The 14,234-nt window shown below is 61.5% G+C and carries 13 protein-coding genes; 3 read left to right on the forward strand and 10 right to left on the reverse strand.

Annotated features, from left to right (window positions below; all coding sequences use genetic code 11):
* Positions 1-42: 42 nt before the first annotated feature.
* Positions 43-657 carry a LysE family translocator gene (locus HX786_RS28775; protein WP_178912935.1) on the reverse strand — a complete coding sequence of 205 codons (615 nt, stop codon included), beginning with the start codon at positions 655-657 and terminating at the stop codon, positions 43-45.
* Positions 658-803: 146 nt separating this feature from the next.
* Between HX786_RS28775 and HX786_RS28780 the strand changes: the two genes are divergently transcribed.
* Together HX786_RS28780 and HX786_RS28785 are read left to right on the forward strand one after the other, a co-directional pair.
* Positions 804-1,889: a DUF1615 domain-containing protein gene (locus HX786_RS28780; protein ID WP_178912936.1), complete on the forward strand. Its 1,086-nt coding sequence runs from the start codon at positions 804-806 to the stop codon at positions 1,887-1,889.
* Positions 1,890-1,982: 93 nt separating this feature from the next.
* On the forward strand, positions 1,983-2,402 hold the full coding sequence (locus HX786_RS28785; protein WP_003211628.1) for a PaaI family thioesterase: 420 nt from the start codon (positions 1,983-1,985) through the stop codon (positions 2,400-2,402).
* 60 nt (positions 2,403-2,462) lie between these two features.
* Here the strand turns inward: HX786_RS28785 and HX786_RS28790 are convergent, their stop codons facing one another.
* The 3 genes from HX786_RS28790 to HX786_RS28800 are packed head-to-tail and all read right to left on the reverse strand — an operon-like array spanning position 2,463 to position 5,045.
* Entirely contained in the window at positions 2,463-3,644 is a 1,182-nt protein-coding gene (locus HX786_RS28790; protein WP_003211627.1) for an acetyl-CoA C-acetyltransferase, read from the reverse strand.
* Positions 3,645-3,655: 11 nt separating this feature from the next.
* On the reverse strand, positions 3,656-4,315 hold the full coding sequence (locus HX786_RS28795) for a CoA transferase subunit B (protein WP_003211625.1): 660 nt from the start codon (positions 4,313-4,315) through the stop codon (positions 3,656-3,658).
* 31 nt (positions 4,316-4,346) lie between these two features.
* Complete coding sequence (locus tag HX786_RS28800) at positions 4,347-5,045, reverse strand: CoA transferase subunit A (protein ID WP_008435892.1); 699 nt, start codon at positions 5,043-5,045, stop codon at positions 4,347-4,349.
* A 133-nt stretch (positions 5,046-5,178) separates the two neighbouring features.
* Here HX786_RS28800 and HX786_RS28805 point away from each other — a divergent pair, with 133 nt between their 5' ends.
* On the forward strand, positions 5,179-6,087 hold the full coding sequence (locus HX786_RS28805) for a LysR family transcriptional regulator (protein ID WP_178912937.1): 909 nt from the start codon (positions 5,179-5,181) through the stop codon (positions 6,085-6,087).
* A gap of 64 nt (positions 6,088-6,151) precedes the next feature.
* Here the strand turns inward: HX786_RS28805 and HX786_RS28810 are convergent, their stop codons facing one another.
* The 6 genes from HX786_RS28810 to HX786_RS28835 form a co-directional block, all read right to left on the reverse strand.
* Positions 6,152-6,481 (reverse strand): hypothetical protein, encoded by a 330-nt coding sequence (locus HX786_RS28810; RefSeq protein ID WP_102369380.1) that lies wholly within the window; start codon positions 6,479-6,481, stop codon positions 6,152-6,154.
* Between the two features lie 626 nt (positions 6,482-7,107).
* Positions 7,108-7,956, reverse strand: a complete 849-nt coding sequence (locus tag HX786_RS28815; RefSeq protein WP_102604860.1) for an NAD-dependent protein deacetylase — start codon at positions 7,954-7,956, stop codon at positions 7,108-7,110.
* Positions 7,957-7,970: 14 nt separating this feature from the next.
* Entirely contained in the window at positions 7,971-8,411 is a 441-nt protein-coding gene (locus HX786_RS28820; protein WP_003211614.1) for a CBS domain-containing protein, read from the reverse strand.
* A 135-nt stretch (positions 8,412-8,546) separates the two neighbouring features.
* Positions 8,547-10,496 (reverse strand): DNA topoisomerase III, encoded by a 1,950-nt coding sequence (locus tag HX786_RS28825; protein ID WP_178912938.1) that lies wholly within the window; start codon positions 10,494-10,496, stop codon positions 8,547-8,549.
* A gap of 235 nt (positions 10,497-10,731) precedes the next feature.
* Positions 10,732-12,354, reverse strand: coding sequence for an MFS transporter (locus tag HX786_RS28830; RefSeq protein WP_177035716.1), 1,623 nt, complete (start codon positions 12,352-12,354; stop codon positions 10,732-10,734).
* A gap of 158 nt (positions 12,355-12,512) precedes the next feature.
* Complete coding sequence (locus tag HX786_RS28835) at positions 12,513-14,156, reverse strand: GMC family oxidoreductase (protein WP_003211605.1); 1,644 nt, start codon at positions 14,154-14,156, stop codon at positions 12,513-12,515.
* Between the last annotated feature and the right edge of the window lie 78 nt (positions 14,157-14,234).

Below are 14,234 nucleotides of genomic sequence, written 5' to 3' on the forward strand. Positions count from 1 at the left end.
AAGCTCCCTCGCCACAGAAGGCTGTTCGCGGCTGCTTGCAACTTAGCGCTGGGCAAACGCCAGGTTCAGCCCCAACCCCGCAAACGCCGCTGCAAAACTGCGGCGCAGCCAGTTCTGTACACGTGGCGATTCGATCACCGCGCGGCAGAACACATTGGCCAGCAGGCCATAAATCACAAACACCGCAAACGTCATCGCCATGAATACACTGCTCAGCAACAGCATTTGCAGGGCCGGTGCGCCCGCGCCCGGGGTGACGAATTGCGGCAGGAACGCCAGGAAGAAAATCGTCAGCTTGGGGTTCAGAATATTCAGCAACAGGCCTCGCACCATCAGGCTGTGGGCGCTGGAAATCGTCGGTGTGTCGTTCATGGCAAAGGCCGTTCGGTCCCGCCAGGTGGCGTAGGCGAGGTACAGCAAGTAGGCGGCCCCGGCATACTTGAGGGCTTCGAACGCCAGGGCGCTGGTATGCAGCAGGGCGGACAGCCCAAGCACGGAGGCCAACAAGTGCGGGACGATCCCAGCGGTGCAGCCCAGCGCGGCGAACACACTGGCGCGCTTGCCGGCGGTCAGTCCGGTGGACACGGTGAAGATCACGCCGGTGCCGGGAATGAGCACGACGATCAGGCAGGTGATCAGGAAGTTCAGGCTAAGCATGGCATTCAAACTCCTTGTAGGAACGACGGGAGCCTGATCCTTTCACGTTGCGGTTTTTTTGGCGAGTGCGGCAGGTCGGCGAACCCCGGTTAGACTTACCGGTCGATATCTGCCAAGACTGGCCCATTGTCGCCCAAGGAGGCCCCATGCGTTCATCTCGCCTCATCCTGTGCCTTACCACCTTATTGGTATTGGCCGGCTGCTCCAGCCAGCGCACCCAGCAACTGCCGGAACGCAGCGAAGCCGAGGTGAAAGCGCAGATCGTGCGACTGATGCCGGCCAGCGTGCCGGATCGTGGCGGCTGGGCCCAGGACATCTACACCGCCTTCAACACGCAGAAAATCTACCCTGGTACGGAGAACATCTGCGCGGTATTGGCCGTGACCGAGCAGGAGTCCACCTATCAGGTCGACCCGCCGGTCCCGAACATGGGCAAGATCGCCCAGGACGAAATCCTGCGGCGCGCCGCTAAAGTCCATGTGCCGGCGGTATTGGTGCGCACGGCACTGCAACTGCGCTCGCCCACCGGCAAGTCCTACGCCGAGCGCTTGAACGCTGCGCGCACCGAGCGGGATTTGAGTGGAATCTTTGACGACTTCATCAGTGTCGTGCCCTTGGGCAATACGCTGTTTGGCGGCTTCAACCCGGTGCATACCGCAGGCCCGATGCAGGTCAGCATCGACTTTGCACAAAAGCAGGCACGGGATTATCCCTACACCGTGGATGGCAGCATCCGCCGGGAAGTGTTTACCCGCCGAGGCGGCATGTACTTTGGCATCACCCATCTGCTGGGCTACCCGGTGAATTACGACCAGATGCTGTACCGCTTCGCCGATTTCAATGCCGGTTGGTACGCCAGCCGCAACGCCGCATTCCAGGCAGCGCTCAGCCGGGTCTCGGGTACCACGCTGGCGCTGGACGGCGACTTGATCAACTACGGCTCGTTCCTGCCAGGCACCACCGAGCTGGCAGTGCGCTCACTGGGCAAGGCGCTGGACATGCGCAACCCGAGCATCCGCAGCCAGCTGGAGCAGGGCGAGCGCCTGGATTTTGAAGACACCACCCTGTACCAGCGTGTGTTCGCCCTGGCCGACAAGGCCGCCGGCAAACCGGTGCCGCGGGCGATCCTGCCGGGCATCGTGCTGAAAAGCCCGAAGATCACCCGCAACCTCACCACGGCCTGGTTTGCCAAGCGCGTGGATGAGCGTTATCAGCGCTGCATGAAGCGTTAGGTTGATCACCGGGGATTTACCGGGCTGATGTTGATGGTCCGGATGGCTGCGGTGGGATACACCTCCAGTCTTGTCCCCAAGGAAGAACCTGACATGACTGCCCATGCCATCCCCGAAGGCTTTACTCCACTGCGTCGCAGCAGCCCACTCCTGGACCTGCTTGGCCCGGTGTATAGCCGAGGTGAAGGCTTGCAGCTGGAAATCGGCCTGCGCGCCGACAACCGCCACGCCAACGGACGCGGCACCGTGCACGGTGGCGTGCTGGCCACCCTGGCGGATGTGGGCATGGGCTACGCCATGGCGTTTTCCAGCGAGCCGCCGCTGCCGTTGATCACGGCGAGCATGACCCTGGACTATCTCGGCGCGGTGCAGGTAGGGGAGTGGGTCGAGGTGCGTCTGGAGCATCACAAGCGCGGGCGGCAGATGGCGTTTGCCACGGTCAGCGTGCAGGTCGGGGAGAAGGTGGTGGTGCGGGCAAATGCGGTGTTTGCGGTGCCCCAGGCGCGGGACTGACCGATAAAGAAAAGGCCCGGTTTTCGTGGAACCGGGCCTTTTCCATGTTGCTCTTTGAAATCAGCTGCGTTCAAGGGCCAGGGCTACACCTTGCCCGCCACCGATGCACAGGGTGGCCAGGCCCTTCTTGGCGTCACGCTTGATCATTTCATGCAGCAGGGTCACCAGCACACGGCAGCCTGACGCGCCGATCGGGTGGCCGATGGCAATCGCGCCGCCGTTGACGTTGACCTTGGCCGCGTCCCATTCCAGCTCTTTGCCCACCGCCAGTGACTGCGCGGCAAAGGCTTCGTTGGCTTCGATCAGGTCCAGGTCGCCCAGGCTCCAGCCGGCCTTGTCCAGGCAGCGGCGGGTGGCCGATACCGGGCCAATGCCCATGATCGCGGGATCGACGCCGGCGTTGGCGTAGCTGGCGATGCGTGCCAGTACCGGCAGGCCCAGGGCCTTGGCTTTGTCCGCGCTCATCAGTAGCACGGCAGCCGCGCCGTCGTTGAGGCTGGATGCATTGCCGGCGGTGACCGTGCCGTCTTTCTTGAAGGCCGGCTTGAGCTTGGCCAGGGATTCGGCGGTGGTGCCCGCCCGTGGCTGTTCGTCCACGGCGAAGGCCACCGGGTCGCCCTTGCGCTGGGGAATCAGGATCGGCGTGATCTCATCGCTGAAACGCCCGGCTTCAATGGCCGCCGTGGCTTTTTGCTGGGAGGCGGCGGCGAAGGCGTCCTGGGCTTCACGGCTGATGCCGTACTTGTCCACCAGGTTCTCGGCGGTGATGCCCATGTGGTAGTCGTTGAACGCATCCCACAGACCGTCGGTGATCATGCTGTCGATCATCTTCGCATGGCCCATGCGCAGGCCGGTGCGGGCGGCCGGCAATACGTACGGGGCCAGGCTCATGTTCTCCATGCCGCCGGCGATGATTACCTCGGCATCGCCGCAACGGATCGCTTGTGCGCCCAGGTGCAGGGCCTTGAGCCCCGAGCCGCAGACCTTGTTCAGGGTCAGCGCCGGCACGGCGTGGGGCAGGCCGGCGAGGATCGAGGCCTGGCGGGCCGGGTTCTGGCCGCTGCCGGCGGTGAGCACCTGGCCAAGGATCACTTCATCCACGAGTGCCGGGTCGATGCCGGTCTGCTCCAGCAGGCGACGAATCACCGCAGCCCCCAGCTCCGGGGCCGGGATGCTTGCCAGCGAACCTTGGAAGCTGCCCACGGCGGTGCGGGTGGCAGCAACAATCACGACGTCTTGCATGGAATCTGTCCTCACTGGAAGTGCATTTCTGGAACGTGGTCCGGGACGATCAGTTTACCGGCTGTCTTGCTGACGATCTCTTCAACACTGACGCCAGGTGCGCGTTCCTTGAGGACAAAAGCGCCATTTTCGATTTCCAGGTAGGCCAGGTCCGTCAGCACGCGCTTGATGCAGTTGGCGCCGGTCAGCGGCAGGCTGCATTGGCTGAGCAACTTGGATTCACCGTCCTTGGACGCGTGGGTCATGATCACGATGATGTTCTCGGCACCGGCCACCAGGTCCATCGCGCCGCCCATGCCCTTGACCAGCTTGCCGGGGATCATCCACGAGGCGATGTTGCCTTGTACATCGACCTCAAACGCGCCGAGCACGGTCAGGTCGACGTGGCCGCCGCGAATCATCGCGAAGGACTCGGCCGAGGAGAAGATCGACGCGCCAATGCGCGCGGTGACGGTCTGTTTGCCGGCGTTGATCATGTCGGCATCGATGGTTTCTTCAGTAGGAAACGGACCCATGCCCAGCAGGCCGTTTTCCGACTGCAGCATGACCTCCATGCCTTCTGGGATGTAGTTGGCCACCAGGGTCGGAATGCCGATGCCGAGGTTGACGTAGAAACCGTCCTGCATTTCGCGGGCGACGCGTTGAGCCATTTGTTCGCGGGTAAGAGCCATTTTTTGTCTCCTTATTATTTGGGCTGGTGGATTATTTGCGGAGGGTGCGCTGTTCGATGCGCTTCTCGAAGGTGCCGCAAATGATCCGGTCGACGTAGATCCCTGGGGTGTGGATATGCGCCGGGTCCAGCTCGCCCGGTTCGACGATTTCTTCGACTTCGACCACGGTGATCCTGCCGGCGGTGGCGGCCAGCGGGTTGAAGTTCTGGGCGGTGTGGCGATAGATCACATTGCCGAAGTGGTCGGCTTTCCAGCCTTTGACGATGGCGAAGTCGCCGGTGATGGATTCTTCCATCAGGTACGGGCGACCGTTGAACTCGCGGGTTTCCTTGCCTTCAGCGACTGGCGTGCCGACGCCGGTGGCGGTGAAGAAGGCCGGGATGCCGGCACCGCCTGCGCGCAGTTTTTCGGCGAGGGTGCCTTGGGGCGTCAGGACCACTTCGATTTCGCCGCTGAGCAGTTGCTTCTCGAACAGGGCGTTTTCACCGACGTAGGACGCGAAGACCTTGCTGATCTGCTTGCCTTCCAGCAGCAGGCCCAGGCCGAAGCCGTCGACGCCGCAGTTGTTGGAGACCACGGTCAGGTTGCGGGTGCCTTTGCGCTTGATTTCGGCAATGAGGTTTTCCGGGATGCCGCACAGGCCAAAACCACCGGCAAGTACCGTCATGCCATCTTCCAGGCCTGCCAGCGCCTCTTCATAGGACGCTACGCGTTTATCAAAACCTGCCATATGCACCTCTTTTATTGTTTGTGGGCCAGCCATATGAACCGAGTGTTGCGCCGACGGATTGATTTGTTAAGTTGTTTTTTAAGGTTGATTGATTTAAAAAACAGCATAGTCCTCAGCCATCGAGAGAAGCTTCATGACAGTTAAACAGATGCGCGCCTTTCTTGCCGTGGCCCAGACCTTGAGCTTTGCGGCCGCCTGTGAGCGTTTGCATCTTTCCCAGTCGGCCTTGAGCCTGACCATCAAAGGCCTGGAAGAAGGCCTGGGCGGGCGCCTGTTCAGCCGCAATACGCGCAATGTCGCGCTGACCCCTGAAGGCGAATCCCTGCTGCCCCTGGCCCGGCGCTTGATCGCCGACTGGGACAATGCCGAGGATGAGTTGCGCCAGCGTTTCACCTTGCAGCGCGGGCGGGTAACAGTGGCGGCGATGCCGTCGTTTGCCGGAAACCTGCTGCCACCGATCCTGAAGATTTTTCGCGCGCGCTATCCTCAGGTCAACGTAACGGTGAATGACGTGATCAACGAGCAGGTGCTGGAAATGGTCCGCGATCGCCAAGTGGAGTTGGGCGTGGCGTTTGAACCGGCGGAAAGCTCATCGCTGGTGTTCACCCCGCTGTATGTGGACCGCTTTGTGGCGGTGGTGCCCGGTGACTCGCCATTGGCACGCCGCTCCGATATCGCCTGGCACACCCTGCTGGAACAACCCTTCATCACCTTGCAGCGCCCGTCCACGGTACGAGTGATGCTTGAAGAACACCTGAAGGTGCTGGACCTGAAGCTGCCCGTAGCCCTGGAGAGCCATCAACTGGCGACGGTGGGCAAGATGGTTGCCAGTGGCTTGGGCGTGAGTGCAGTGCCGGCGTTGTGTGCACGCCAAATGCAGGAGGCAGGCGCCCATTGCATCACCTTGAGCGATCCGGTGATCGAACGGCCGATTGGTGTACTGACCAAGCCCGGCCACGAACTTTCAGCGGCGGCCCAGGCCATGTTTGATATTTTTTGCGATGAAGCGGGGAAGGGGCGTTTCCCGGCGTTGTTGCAATAACCGTCGGCCATAAAAAAGCCTGCTCGTTTTAAGCGAGCAGGCTTAAGTGATAAGTGCGTAGTTATCAGCAGTATCTGTCGATCACCTTAACGTGCGAATGGCCTTTAAGGTTCTGCCACTCGGTATTAAGTGTATGGAAGACCTGCTCGATAAAGTTGCGATCGGCGGCGGCTTTCTTGCCGACATAACCCTGGCCGCGGCGGTACATCTTCAGGCGCGCTGCCAGTTCACGGTTATTCCTGTCGAACTCTTCTTCCACGGTGTGGGGCGCCAGGCAGTCAATATGGACCTGGCCCGATTTACCAATCCAGAGGATATGGTCGTCGAGCGTGTCTTTCTGCGCTGCGAACATCTCAGCCAATTCATCGATAGTTGGTTGGTTGTTCAGATTCATGTGTAAGCCCCTTGACCAGTTGGCGATCTCTAGTTGATCCGTTAAAACTACTAAGTTGTCTCCGGCTCAGAAAACCGGGCGTCAGCGACTGTCTGCCGAATACGGGCAGGGTCTTGAACCGATGCATGTAGTCTTGCTGATGACCTGCTACGCAATGGTTTCATAACGAAGACAAGCAGCGTTTGAGCTACTTGTACCGATCCTTTCGGGCCGGTCAGCTTCATCAATCTGCCTTGTGGGCAGTGCACATCCGGAAAAAACAGCTCGGCGGTCAGACGAGCTTGTTCAAAACGCGTGTTACCAACGCTCCCGATCCGGGAGACGCTTGAATCATGCAATTACAAAACGGTTACGTCAACGATTATGTAGTGATTATTTTTGAGCACTACATAAATCCTTGCAGGGCGGGGGTGTGAGCGGAAAACGTGACTTGGGCGTCACTTTTCGTGCGGGCAGGTCGCGGGATCCGGGGGCTTTTTGTGGCGAGGGAGCTTGCTCCCGCTGGGGTGCGAAGCGCCCCCACCAGGCTGACTGCGGTTCTGCAGGAATCATTCGGTTGTCGGTTTTGGGGCCGCTGCGCAGCCCAGCGGGAGCAAGCTCCCTCGCCACAGAAAAGCAGGATTGGGCTATCCCAGGCGTTCTGCCAGCAACGGCAACAAACGTTCGCAGGAGGCTTCGATCTTGAGTTGCAGCAACTCATCGCCCCGTGTCTTGCCCAGATTGATGGCAATCACGGGCTTGCCTTGCTCGACCATCGCCTTGCACAACCGAAACGCTGAATACGCCATCAGCGACGAACCCACCACCAGCAATCCTTCTGCGTCATCCACCGCCGCCATCGCCTTGGCTGCCGTGCCCTGGGCGACGTTCTCACCGAAAAACACCACATCCGGCTTCAACCGTTGCCCACCGCAATGGGGGCAGCGGGGCACCTGAAAACGTCCTTCAAAGGCCGGGTCCAGCAGGGTGTCACCGTCGGGGGCTTGAACGGCATCCACACCCGCCAGGTACGGATTCTCCGCTTCCATTTGGCGCTGGATCAGGTTCCGGTCGCTGGTCTGCTGGCAATCCAGACATAGCACCCGGTGAAGGCTGCCGTGGAGTTCGATCACATCATGGCTGCCAGCCTGATCGTGCAGGGTGTCGACGTTCTGGGTGATCAGCCCGGCAATGCGCTGACGTTGCTGCAGAGTGGCCAGGGCGATATGCGCCGCGTTCGGCTGCGCGACACGCACCCTCGGCCAGCCGAGCATCGCCCGCGCCCAGTAGCGGCGGCGCGCCTGCGGGGTTGCCAGGAACTCCTGGTACATCATCGGCGCCTTGCCCCGGCGCACGCCTTCGCTGTCGCGATAATCGGGAATCCCCGAAGAGGTGCTGATACCCGCACCGGTCAGCACCAGGAAGCGCCGTTGGGACATGGCCCGGTGCAGGCTGTCGAGTTGGTTATCGACTTGATGTTGCAGGGTATCGAGCATGGGGTCCCCAATGATTATTCGCCGCGAATGTACTGCTCCAGCTGTTTGATCAGGTCGGCCTGTTCGGCAATCGCTTCCTTGACCAGGTCGCCGATGGACAGCAGGCCAAGGAGCTCGCCGTTCTCCACCACAGGCAGGTGCCGCAGATGTCGGTCAGTCATGATCGTCATGCAAGTCTCGACAGTCTGGTGAGTGTCGACGGTGATCACCGGTGAATTCATGATCTCGTGGGCTTTGGTCGTCACCGAAGACAATCCATGGAGGATGACCTTACGGGCATAGTCTCGTTCACTGATGATGCCCACCACCTTGCCGTCCTGGAGCACTGGCAAGGCCCCGACGTTTTTCGAAGCCATCACGATCAAGGCCTCAAATACCGTATGGTCGTGGGGGATGGTGTGGACTTGATGGTTATGCTGGTCTTTGGACTTCAGCACTTGGGCAACGGTTTTCATGGAGGCCACTCCGGTGTTGTTATTGTTGGGAGGTTAGCAGGCCCTACAGAATCCTGGATGGCCTGCAGCAGGGCAAGGTCCAAAGCGGCATACATCCCGTCGAAAAACGTCATTGTCGCGATTTCTTAGTGCTTCTCAGCCTTTGTTTGCCGGTTTCGCCGCCCGCTTCGGGCTGGTGGCCGTCTTGCGCTTGGCCGGTTTGCGTTTGTTTTTCCACGGTGTGGCGCCACGTCCGGCCGGGCTGGCCGGGCCGCTGATGGTCAGGCGCATGCCAGTGCAGCGGGTCACCTGTTTGCTCATCCATGCGGCCTGTTTGGCGACGAACTCTTCCAGGCTCATCTCGCCGCTTTGCACCATGTCCAGTGCCTGCTCCCAGATGGCCGTGGTGCCGGGGTCGGCAATTGCCCGTGGCACTGCATCAATCAGGCTGAACGCGGCGGGTGTTGCCGACAGCGCCTTGCCGTTTTTCACCAGGTAGCCGCGGTCCAGCAGGCCCTGGATGATCCCGGCACGGGTGGCTTCGGTGCCGATCCCGGTGGTGTCCTTGAGCTTTTGCTTGAGCAGCGGGTCTTCCACCAGCTTGGCGACGTTTTTCATCGCCTTGATCAGGTCGCCTTCGGTGAAGGGTTTGGGTGGCTGGGTCCACAGGTCCTTGAGGTTGACCTTGGCCACGGCGTAGTCCTGCCCCTGAACCAGTTTTGGCAAGGACTGCGGCGCAGGTGCTTCACGGCCCTTGGCCGGTGCCAATGCTTCCGGCAATGCGCGTTTCCAGCCCGGCTCGACGATGACTTTACCGACAGCCCGCAAGGCTTCACCGGCACAATCGAAATCTGCCTGGGTACGGTCGTACTCGTGGTTGGGCAGGAACTGCGCGAGATAGCGGGCGCGAATCAAGGTGTAGACGGCGCGATGCTTGCCCGTCAATTGCCCGACATCCTGGCCGGCGCCGGTGGGAATGATGCCGTGGTGCGCGCTGACCTTGGCGTCGTTCCAGGCCCGTGACCGGCGTTGTGGATCCATGTGCGGCATCAACGCGTTCACTGCCGGATCGGCCCGCCCCAGCGCCGCGAGAATTTTCGGCGCGTCGCCGTGCTGGCTAAGGGGCAGGTAGCCGCAATCGCTGCGCGGGTAAGTGATGACCTTGTGGGTTTCGTAGAGCGACTGCGCAACATCCAGGGTTTCCTGAGCGCCGAGGCCAAGCTTTTTCGAGCAGATTTCCTGCAGGGTGCCGAGGTCGAAGGGCAGGGGCGCGACGTCGCGCATCCGCTCGGTACGCAGTTTGACCAACCGCGCACTGGCGGCGTTGCTCATGGCATTGGCGGCGTCCCGGGCAAGCTGCGGATTGAGGCAGCGGCCCTGATCGTCACAGGCGTCTTCTGTTGCGCGCCACTGCGCCGTGAAGGTGATGCCGTCGTGGAGCAGATCCACATCGATGGCCCAGTACGCGACGGGTACAAAGTCGGCAATGCTGCGGTCCCGGTCCACTACCAGGCGCAAGGTCGGGGTTTGCACACGGCCGACCGGCAACACGCCCTGGTAGCCGGACTGTTGGCCCAGCAGGGTAAACAGGCGGCTCATGTTCATCCCGATCAGCCAGTCGGCACGGGAGCGGCCAAGGGCCGAATGGTAGAGGCTGAAGGTTTCAGCACCGGGCTTCAACGAGGCCAGGGCCTTGCGGATCGACGCATCGTCGAGCGCCGAGAGCCATAGCCGCTGGATGGGGCCGCGATAACGGCAATGCTCCACCAGCTCACGGGCGATCATCTCGCCCTCACGGTCGGCATCGGTGGCGATCACCAGTTCCTGGGCTTCCCCCAGCAGACGCTTGACCGCCTTGAACTGGCTGGCCGTCTTGGGCTTGACCAGCATCTTCCACTTTTCGGGGATGATCGGCAGGTCGGCCAGCACCCAGCGTTTGTACTTGGCGTCGTAGCTGTCGGGCGGGGCGGTTTCCAGCAGGTGGCCGATGCACCAGGTCACCGTCACGCCTGAGCCCAGCCAGCAACCGTCGCCACGCCGGGTCGCGCCGAGCACGGCGGCGATATCCTTGGCCTGGGACGGTTTTTCACAGAGGAACAGCCGCATGGTCACCACATTCGCTACGCAATTGAATGGGGAGCAGGATGAGCAATAAATCAGAATTGGGCAACTTTTATCTGGATGGATATACAGCAATTTGTGTGTCTGGTGCTAAACCCAATGTGGGAGCGGGCTTGCTCGCGAATGCGGTGTATCAGTCAACCTATCCGGCGACTGACCCCCCGCTTTCGCGAGCAAGCCCGCTCCCACACTGAAACTCCAGCGCCGGCCGGATCGACGTTTAGTTATTGTCGATATCGACGTTCTTGGTTTCTTTCAGGCAAATCAGCCCCACGATCAGGCTCACCCCGGTAATGACCACCGGGTACCACAGCCCATAGAAAATATCCCCGGTGTACACCACCAGCGCAAACGACACCGTCGGCAGGAAGCCACCAAACCAGCCATTCCCGATGTGGTATGGCAGCGACAGCGAGGTGTAGCGGATGCGTGTCGGGAACAGCTCCACCATCAGCGCTGCCAGCGGGCCGTAGCACATGGCGGCGATCAGGATCAGCGCGACGATCAGCACCACCACCATGGTTTTGTTGACCTGGGCCACATCAGCCGATTGCGGATAACCCGCCAGGGTCACCGCGCCTTTCAGGGCGGCTTCGTCGTAACCGTCGATACGCACATCACCTACGCTCACCTGCACCGCGCTGCCCGCCGGGGCGGCCGCGCTTTCGTACGGCAGGCCCTGTTTCACCAGGAAGGTCTTGACCTTGTCGCAGGGGCTGTCAAAACGCGCCTTGCCCACCGGGTCGAACTGGAAGGTGCAGGTGGCCGGGTCTGCCAATACGGTGATCGGCGACTGGCGGCTGGCGTGGTCCATCGCCGGGTTGGTGTAGTGCGCCAGGCCCTTGAAGATCGGGAAGTACAGCGCGGTGGCCAGCAGCAGGCCGACCATCAACACCGGCTTGCGTCCCAGCTTGTCCGAAAGCCAGCCGAAGAAGATGAAGAACGGCGCACCAATCACCACGCTGATGATCAGCAGCATGTTGGCCAGCGCCGGATCCATCTTCAAAAACTGTGTGAGGAAGAACAGCACATAAAACTGCGCGGCATAGAACGTCACTGCCTGGCCGGCGTTGATGCTGAACAGCGCAATCAGCACGATCTTGAGGTTTTCCCATTTGCCGAAGGATTCGCGGATCGGCGACTTGCTGGCCTTGCCTTCCTCTTTCATTTTCAGGAACGCCGGCGACTCGTGCAGGCTCAGGCGGATCCAGGTGGAGATGCCCAACAGCACGATCGACAGCAGGAACGGCAGGCGCCAGCCCCACACTTCGAATTGGTCGCCGGTGAAGTAACGGCACGCCAGCACCACCAGCAGCGACAGCAGCAGGCCGAGGGTCGCGGTGGATTGAATCCAGCTGGTGTGGAAGCCGCGTTTGCCCGCCGGGGCGTGCTCGGCCACATAGGTGGCTGCGCCGCCGTACTCGCCGCCCAGCGCCAGGCCCTGGAGCATGCGCAGCGCGACGAGGATGATCGGTGCGGCAATGCCGATGCTCGAATAGGTCGGCAGCAGGCCGACGCAGAAAGTCGCCAGGCCCATCAGGATGATGGTGGCGAGGAAGGTGTACTTGCGCCCGATCATGTCACCCAGCCGACCGAACACCAGCGCGCCGAACGGGCGCACCACAAAGCCGGCGGCGAAGGCCATCAGGGCAAAGATAAACGCCGTGGTGTCGTTGACCCCGGCAAAGAACTGCTTGCTGATTACCGCCGCGAGTGCGCCGTAGAGGAAGAAGTCATACCACTCGAACACCGTCCCGAGGGAAGAGGCGAAGATGACTTTCTGTGTGTCGTTGCTGTCTCGCGCCTTGGTGGCGGAGCCCAGGGGTTGAGCGTGTTCTGACATTTGGGTAGCCCTCACAGTGATTATTTATTGTTGTTCCACTGTCGGCGCCACATCGGCGCCGCTATTCCCCTGTAGGTGCCCGGCTTGCCGGCGATGGCGCTCTCAAGCTGTGCACAACGCTTGAAAACGCCACCGCCGGCAAGCCGGGGTCCTGCAGGTCAAGCCGGTAAGGTCAGTTCTTTCTCCGGGGCGAGGCTCCTTGTGTTCGGCGAAAGGATAAGCTGCGCGGCTTTTTCCGCGATCATCAGCGTCGGTGAGCAGGTGTTGCCTGAAGTGATGCGTGGCATGACCGACGCGTCGGCGATGCGCAGGCCGGGAACCCCGTGCACTCGCAGTTGGGCGTCGACCACCGCGTCCTTGTCGCTGCCCATGCGGCAGGTGCCCACTGGATGGAAAATCGTGGTGCCAATGCGGGCGGCGGCTTCCTGCAGTTGTTCGTCCGTCTGCAGTTCTGCGCCGGGCAGGTACTCCACCGGGTTGAATTGCTTCAGGGCCGGCGCCGAGACGATGCGTCGGGTCAGGCGAATGGCGTCGGCGGCCACCCGCAGGTCTTCCGGATGGCTGAGGTAGTTGGGGCGGATCAGCGGTGCGTCTGCCGGGTTGGCCGAGCGAATGTCGATGCGGCCACGGCTTTGCGGGCGCAAGTCGCACACCGAAGCGGTGAAGGCCGGGAACCCGTGCAGTGGTTCGCCAAAGCGCTCCAGGGACAGCGGTTGCACGTGGTATTCGAGGTTGGCCGACGTCTGCTCCGGTCCGGAGCGGGCAAACGCGCCAAGCTGGCTGGGGGCCATGGACAACGGGCCGCTGCGGTCATACAGATAGCGTAGGCCCATGCCCATCTTGCCCCACACGGTGCCGGCGATCTGGTTCAGGGTGCGGGCGTTTTCCAGCTTGTAGATCAGGCGCAGTTGCAGGTGATCCTGCAGGTTGCCGCCCACGCCGGGTAACTCGTGCAGCACATCGATGCCCAAAGGCTTGAGCACGCTGGAGGGGCCGATACCGGAGCGTTGCAGGATGCCTGGCGAACCGACGGAGCCGGCGCACAGGATGATTTCCTTGCGCGCCCGCCACGTGACTGGCTGGCCTTGCCGGCGAGCAACCACCGCCGCCGCACGGCCGTTCTCCAGGAGTACGCGGTCGACTTCAACCTCGGTCATCACCGTCAGGTTGGGCCGCTGGCGGATCGGCTTGAGAAACGCCTTGGCCGCATTCCAGCGCACGCCGGATTTCTGATTGACCTGGAAATAGCCACAGCCTTCGTTGTCGCCCTGGTTGAAGTCGCTGATGCTGTCGATACCGCTTTGCTGCGCCGCGTCACGAAACGCATCGAGGATCGGCCAGTGCAGGCGCTGTTGCTCAACCCGCCATTCACCGCCGTCACTGTGAAATTGCGAGGCACCGGCAAAATGGTTTTCGCTCTGCTTGAACAGCGGCAGCACATCCTTCCACGCCCAACCGGGATTGTCCTCTGCCCAGCCGTCGTAATCCCGGGCCTGGCCGCGCATGTAGATCATGCCGTTGATGGACGAGCACCCGCCCAGCACCTTGCCGCGCGGGTAGCTCAGCGCACGGCCTTGCAGGCCTTCCTGGGCTTCGGTCTTGAAGCACCAGTCGGTGCGCGGGTTGCCGATGCAGAACAGGTAGCCGACGGGAATATGGATCCAGGGGTAGTTATCGCGACCGCCTGCTTCAAGCAGCAACACGCGATGGGCAGGGTTGGCAGACAGTCGATTGGCCAGAAGGCAGCCCGCCGGGCCGGCGCCTACCACCACGTAATCGTATTCAGCAGCTGCAGAATGCATCTGTGACCTCGCTTGTTTTTCTTATTGGTCCCATCCTAGTTGTTAGTTTTCGTCTTAAAAATGTTAGTTTTTACCCAG

Origin of the sequence: Pseudomonas sp. 21615526, assembly GCF_013386245.1 — a bacterium.
Classification (GTDB): Bacteria; Pseudomonadota; Gammaproteobacteria; order Pseudomonadales; family Pseudomonadaceae; genus Aquipseudomonas.

Bases quoted from the DNA above. Each gene is read 5' to 3' on its own strand.
- HX786_RS28775 (WP_178912935.1), bottom strand. From the start codon at position 657: ATGCTTAGCCTGAACTTCCTGATCACCTGCCTGATCGTCGTGCTCATT.
- HX786_RS28780 (WP_178912936.1), top strand. From the start codon at position 804: ATGCGTTCATCTCGCCTCATCCTGTGCCTTACCACCTTATTGGTATTG.
- HX786_RS28785 (WP_003211628.1), top strand. From the start codon at position 1,983: ATGACTGCCCATGCCATCCCCGAAGGCTTTACTCCACTGCGTCGCAGC.
- HX786_RS28790 (WP_003211627.1), bottom strand. From the start codon at position 3,644: ATGCAAGACGTCGTGATTGTTGCTGCCACCCGCACCGCCGTGGGCAGC.
- HX786_RS28795 (WP_003211625.1), bottom strand. From the start codon at position 4,315: ATGGCTCTTACCCGCGAACAAATGGCTCAACGCGTCGCCCGCGAAATG.
- HX786_RS28800 (WP_008435892.1), bottom strand. From the start codon at position 5,045: ATGGCAGGTTTTGATAAACGCGTAGCGTCCTATGAAGAGGCGCTGGCA.
- HX786_RS28805 (WP_178912937.1), top strand. From the start codon at position 5,179: ATGACAGTTAAACAGATGCGCGCCTTTCTTGCCGTGGCCCAGACCTTG.
- HX786_RS28810 (WP_102369380.1), bottom strand. From the start codon at position 6,481: ATGAATCTGAACAACCAACCAACTATCGATGAATTGGCTGAGATGTTC.
- HX786_RS28815 (WP_102604860.1), bottom strand. From the start codon at position 7,956: ATGCTCGATACCCTGCAACATCAAGTCGATAACCAACTCGACAGCCTG.
- HX786_RS28820 (WP_003211614.1), bottom strand. From the start codon at position 8,411: ATGAAAACCGTTGCCCAAGTGCTGAAGTCCAAAGACCAGCATAACCAT.
- HX786_RS28825 (WP_178912938.1), bottom strand. From the start codon at position 10,496: ATGCGGCTGTTCCTCTGTGAAAAACCGTCCCAGGCCAAGGATATCGCC.
- HX786_RS28830 (WP_177035716.1), bottom strand. From the start codon at position 12,354: ATGTCAGAACACGCTCAACCCCTGGGCTCCGCCACCAAGGCGCGAGAC.
- HX786_RS28835 (WP_003211605.1), bottom strand. From the start codon at position 14,156: ATGCATTCTGCAGCTGCTGAATACGATTACGTGGTGGTAGGCGCCGGC.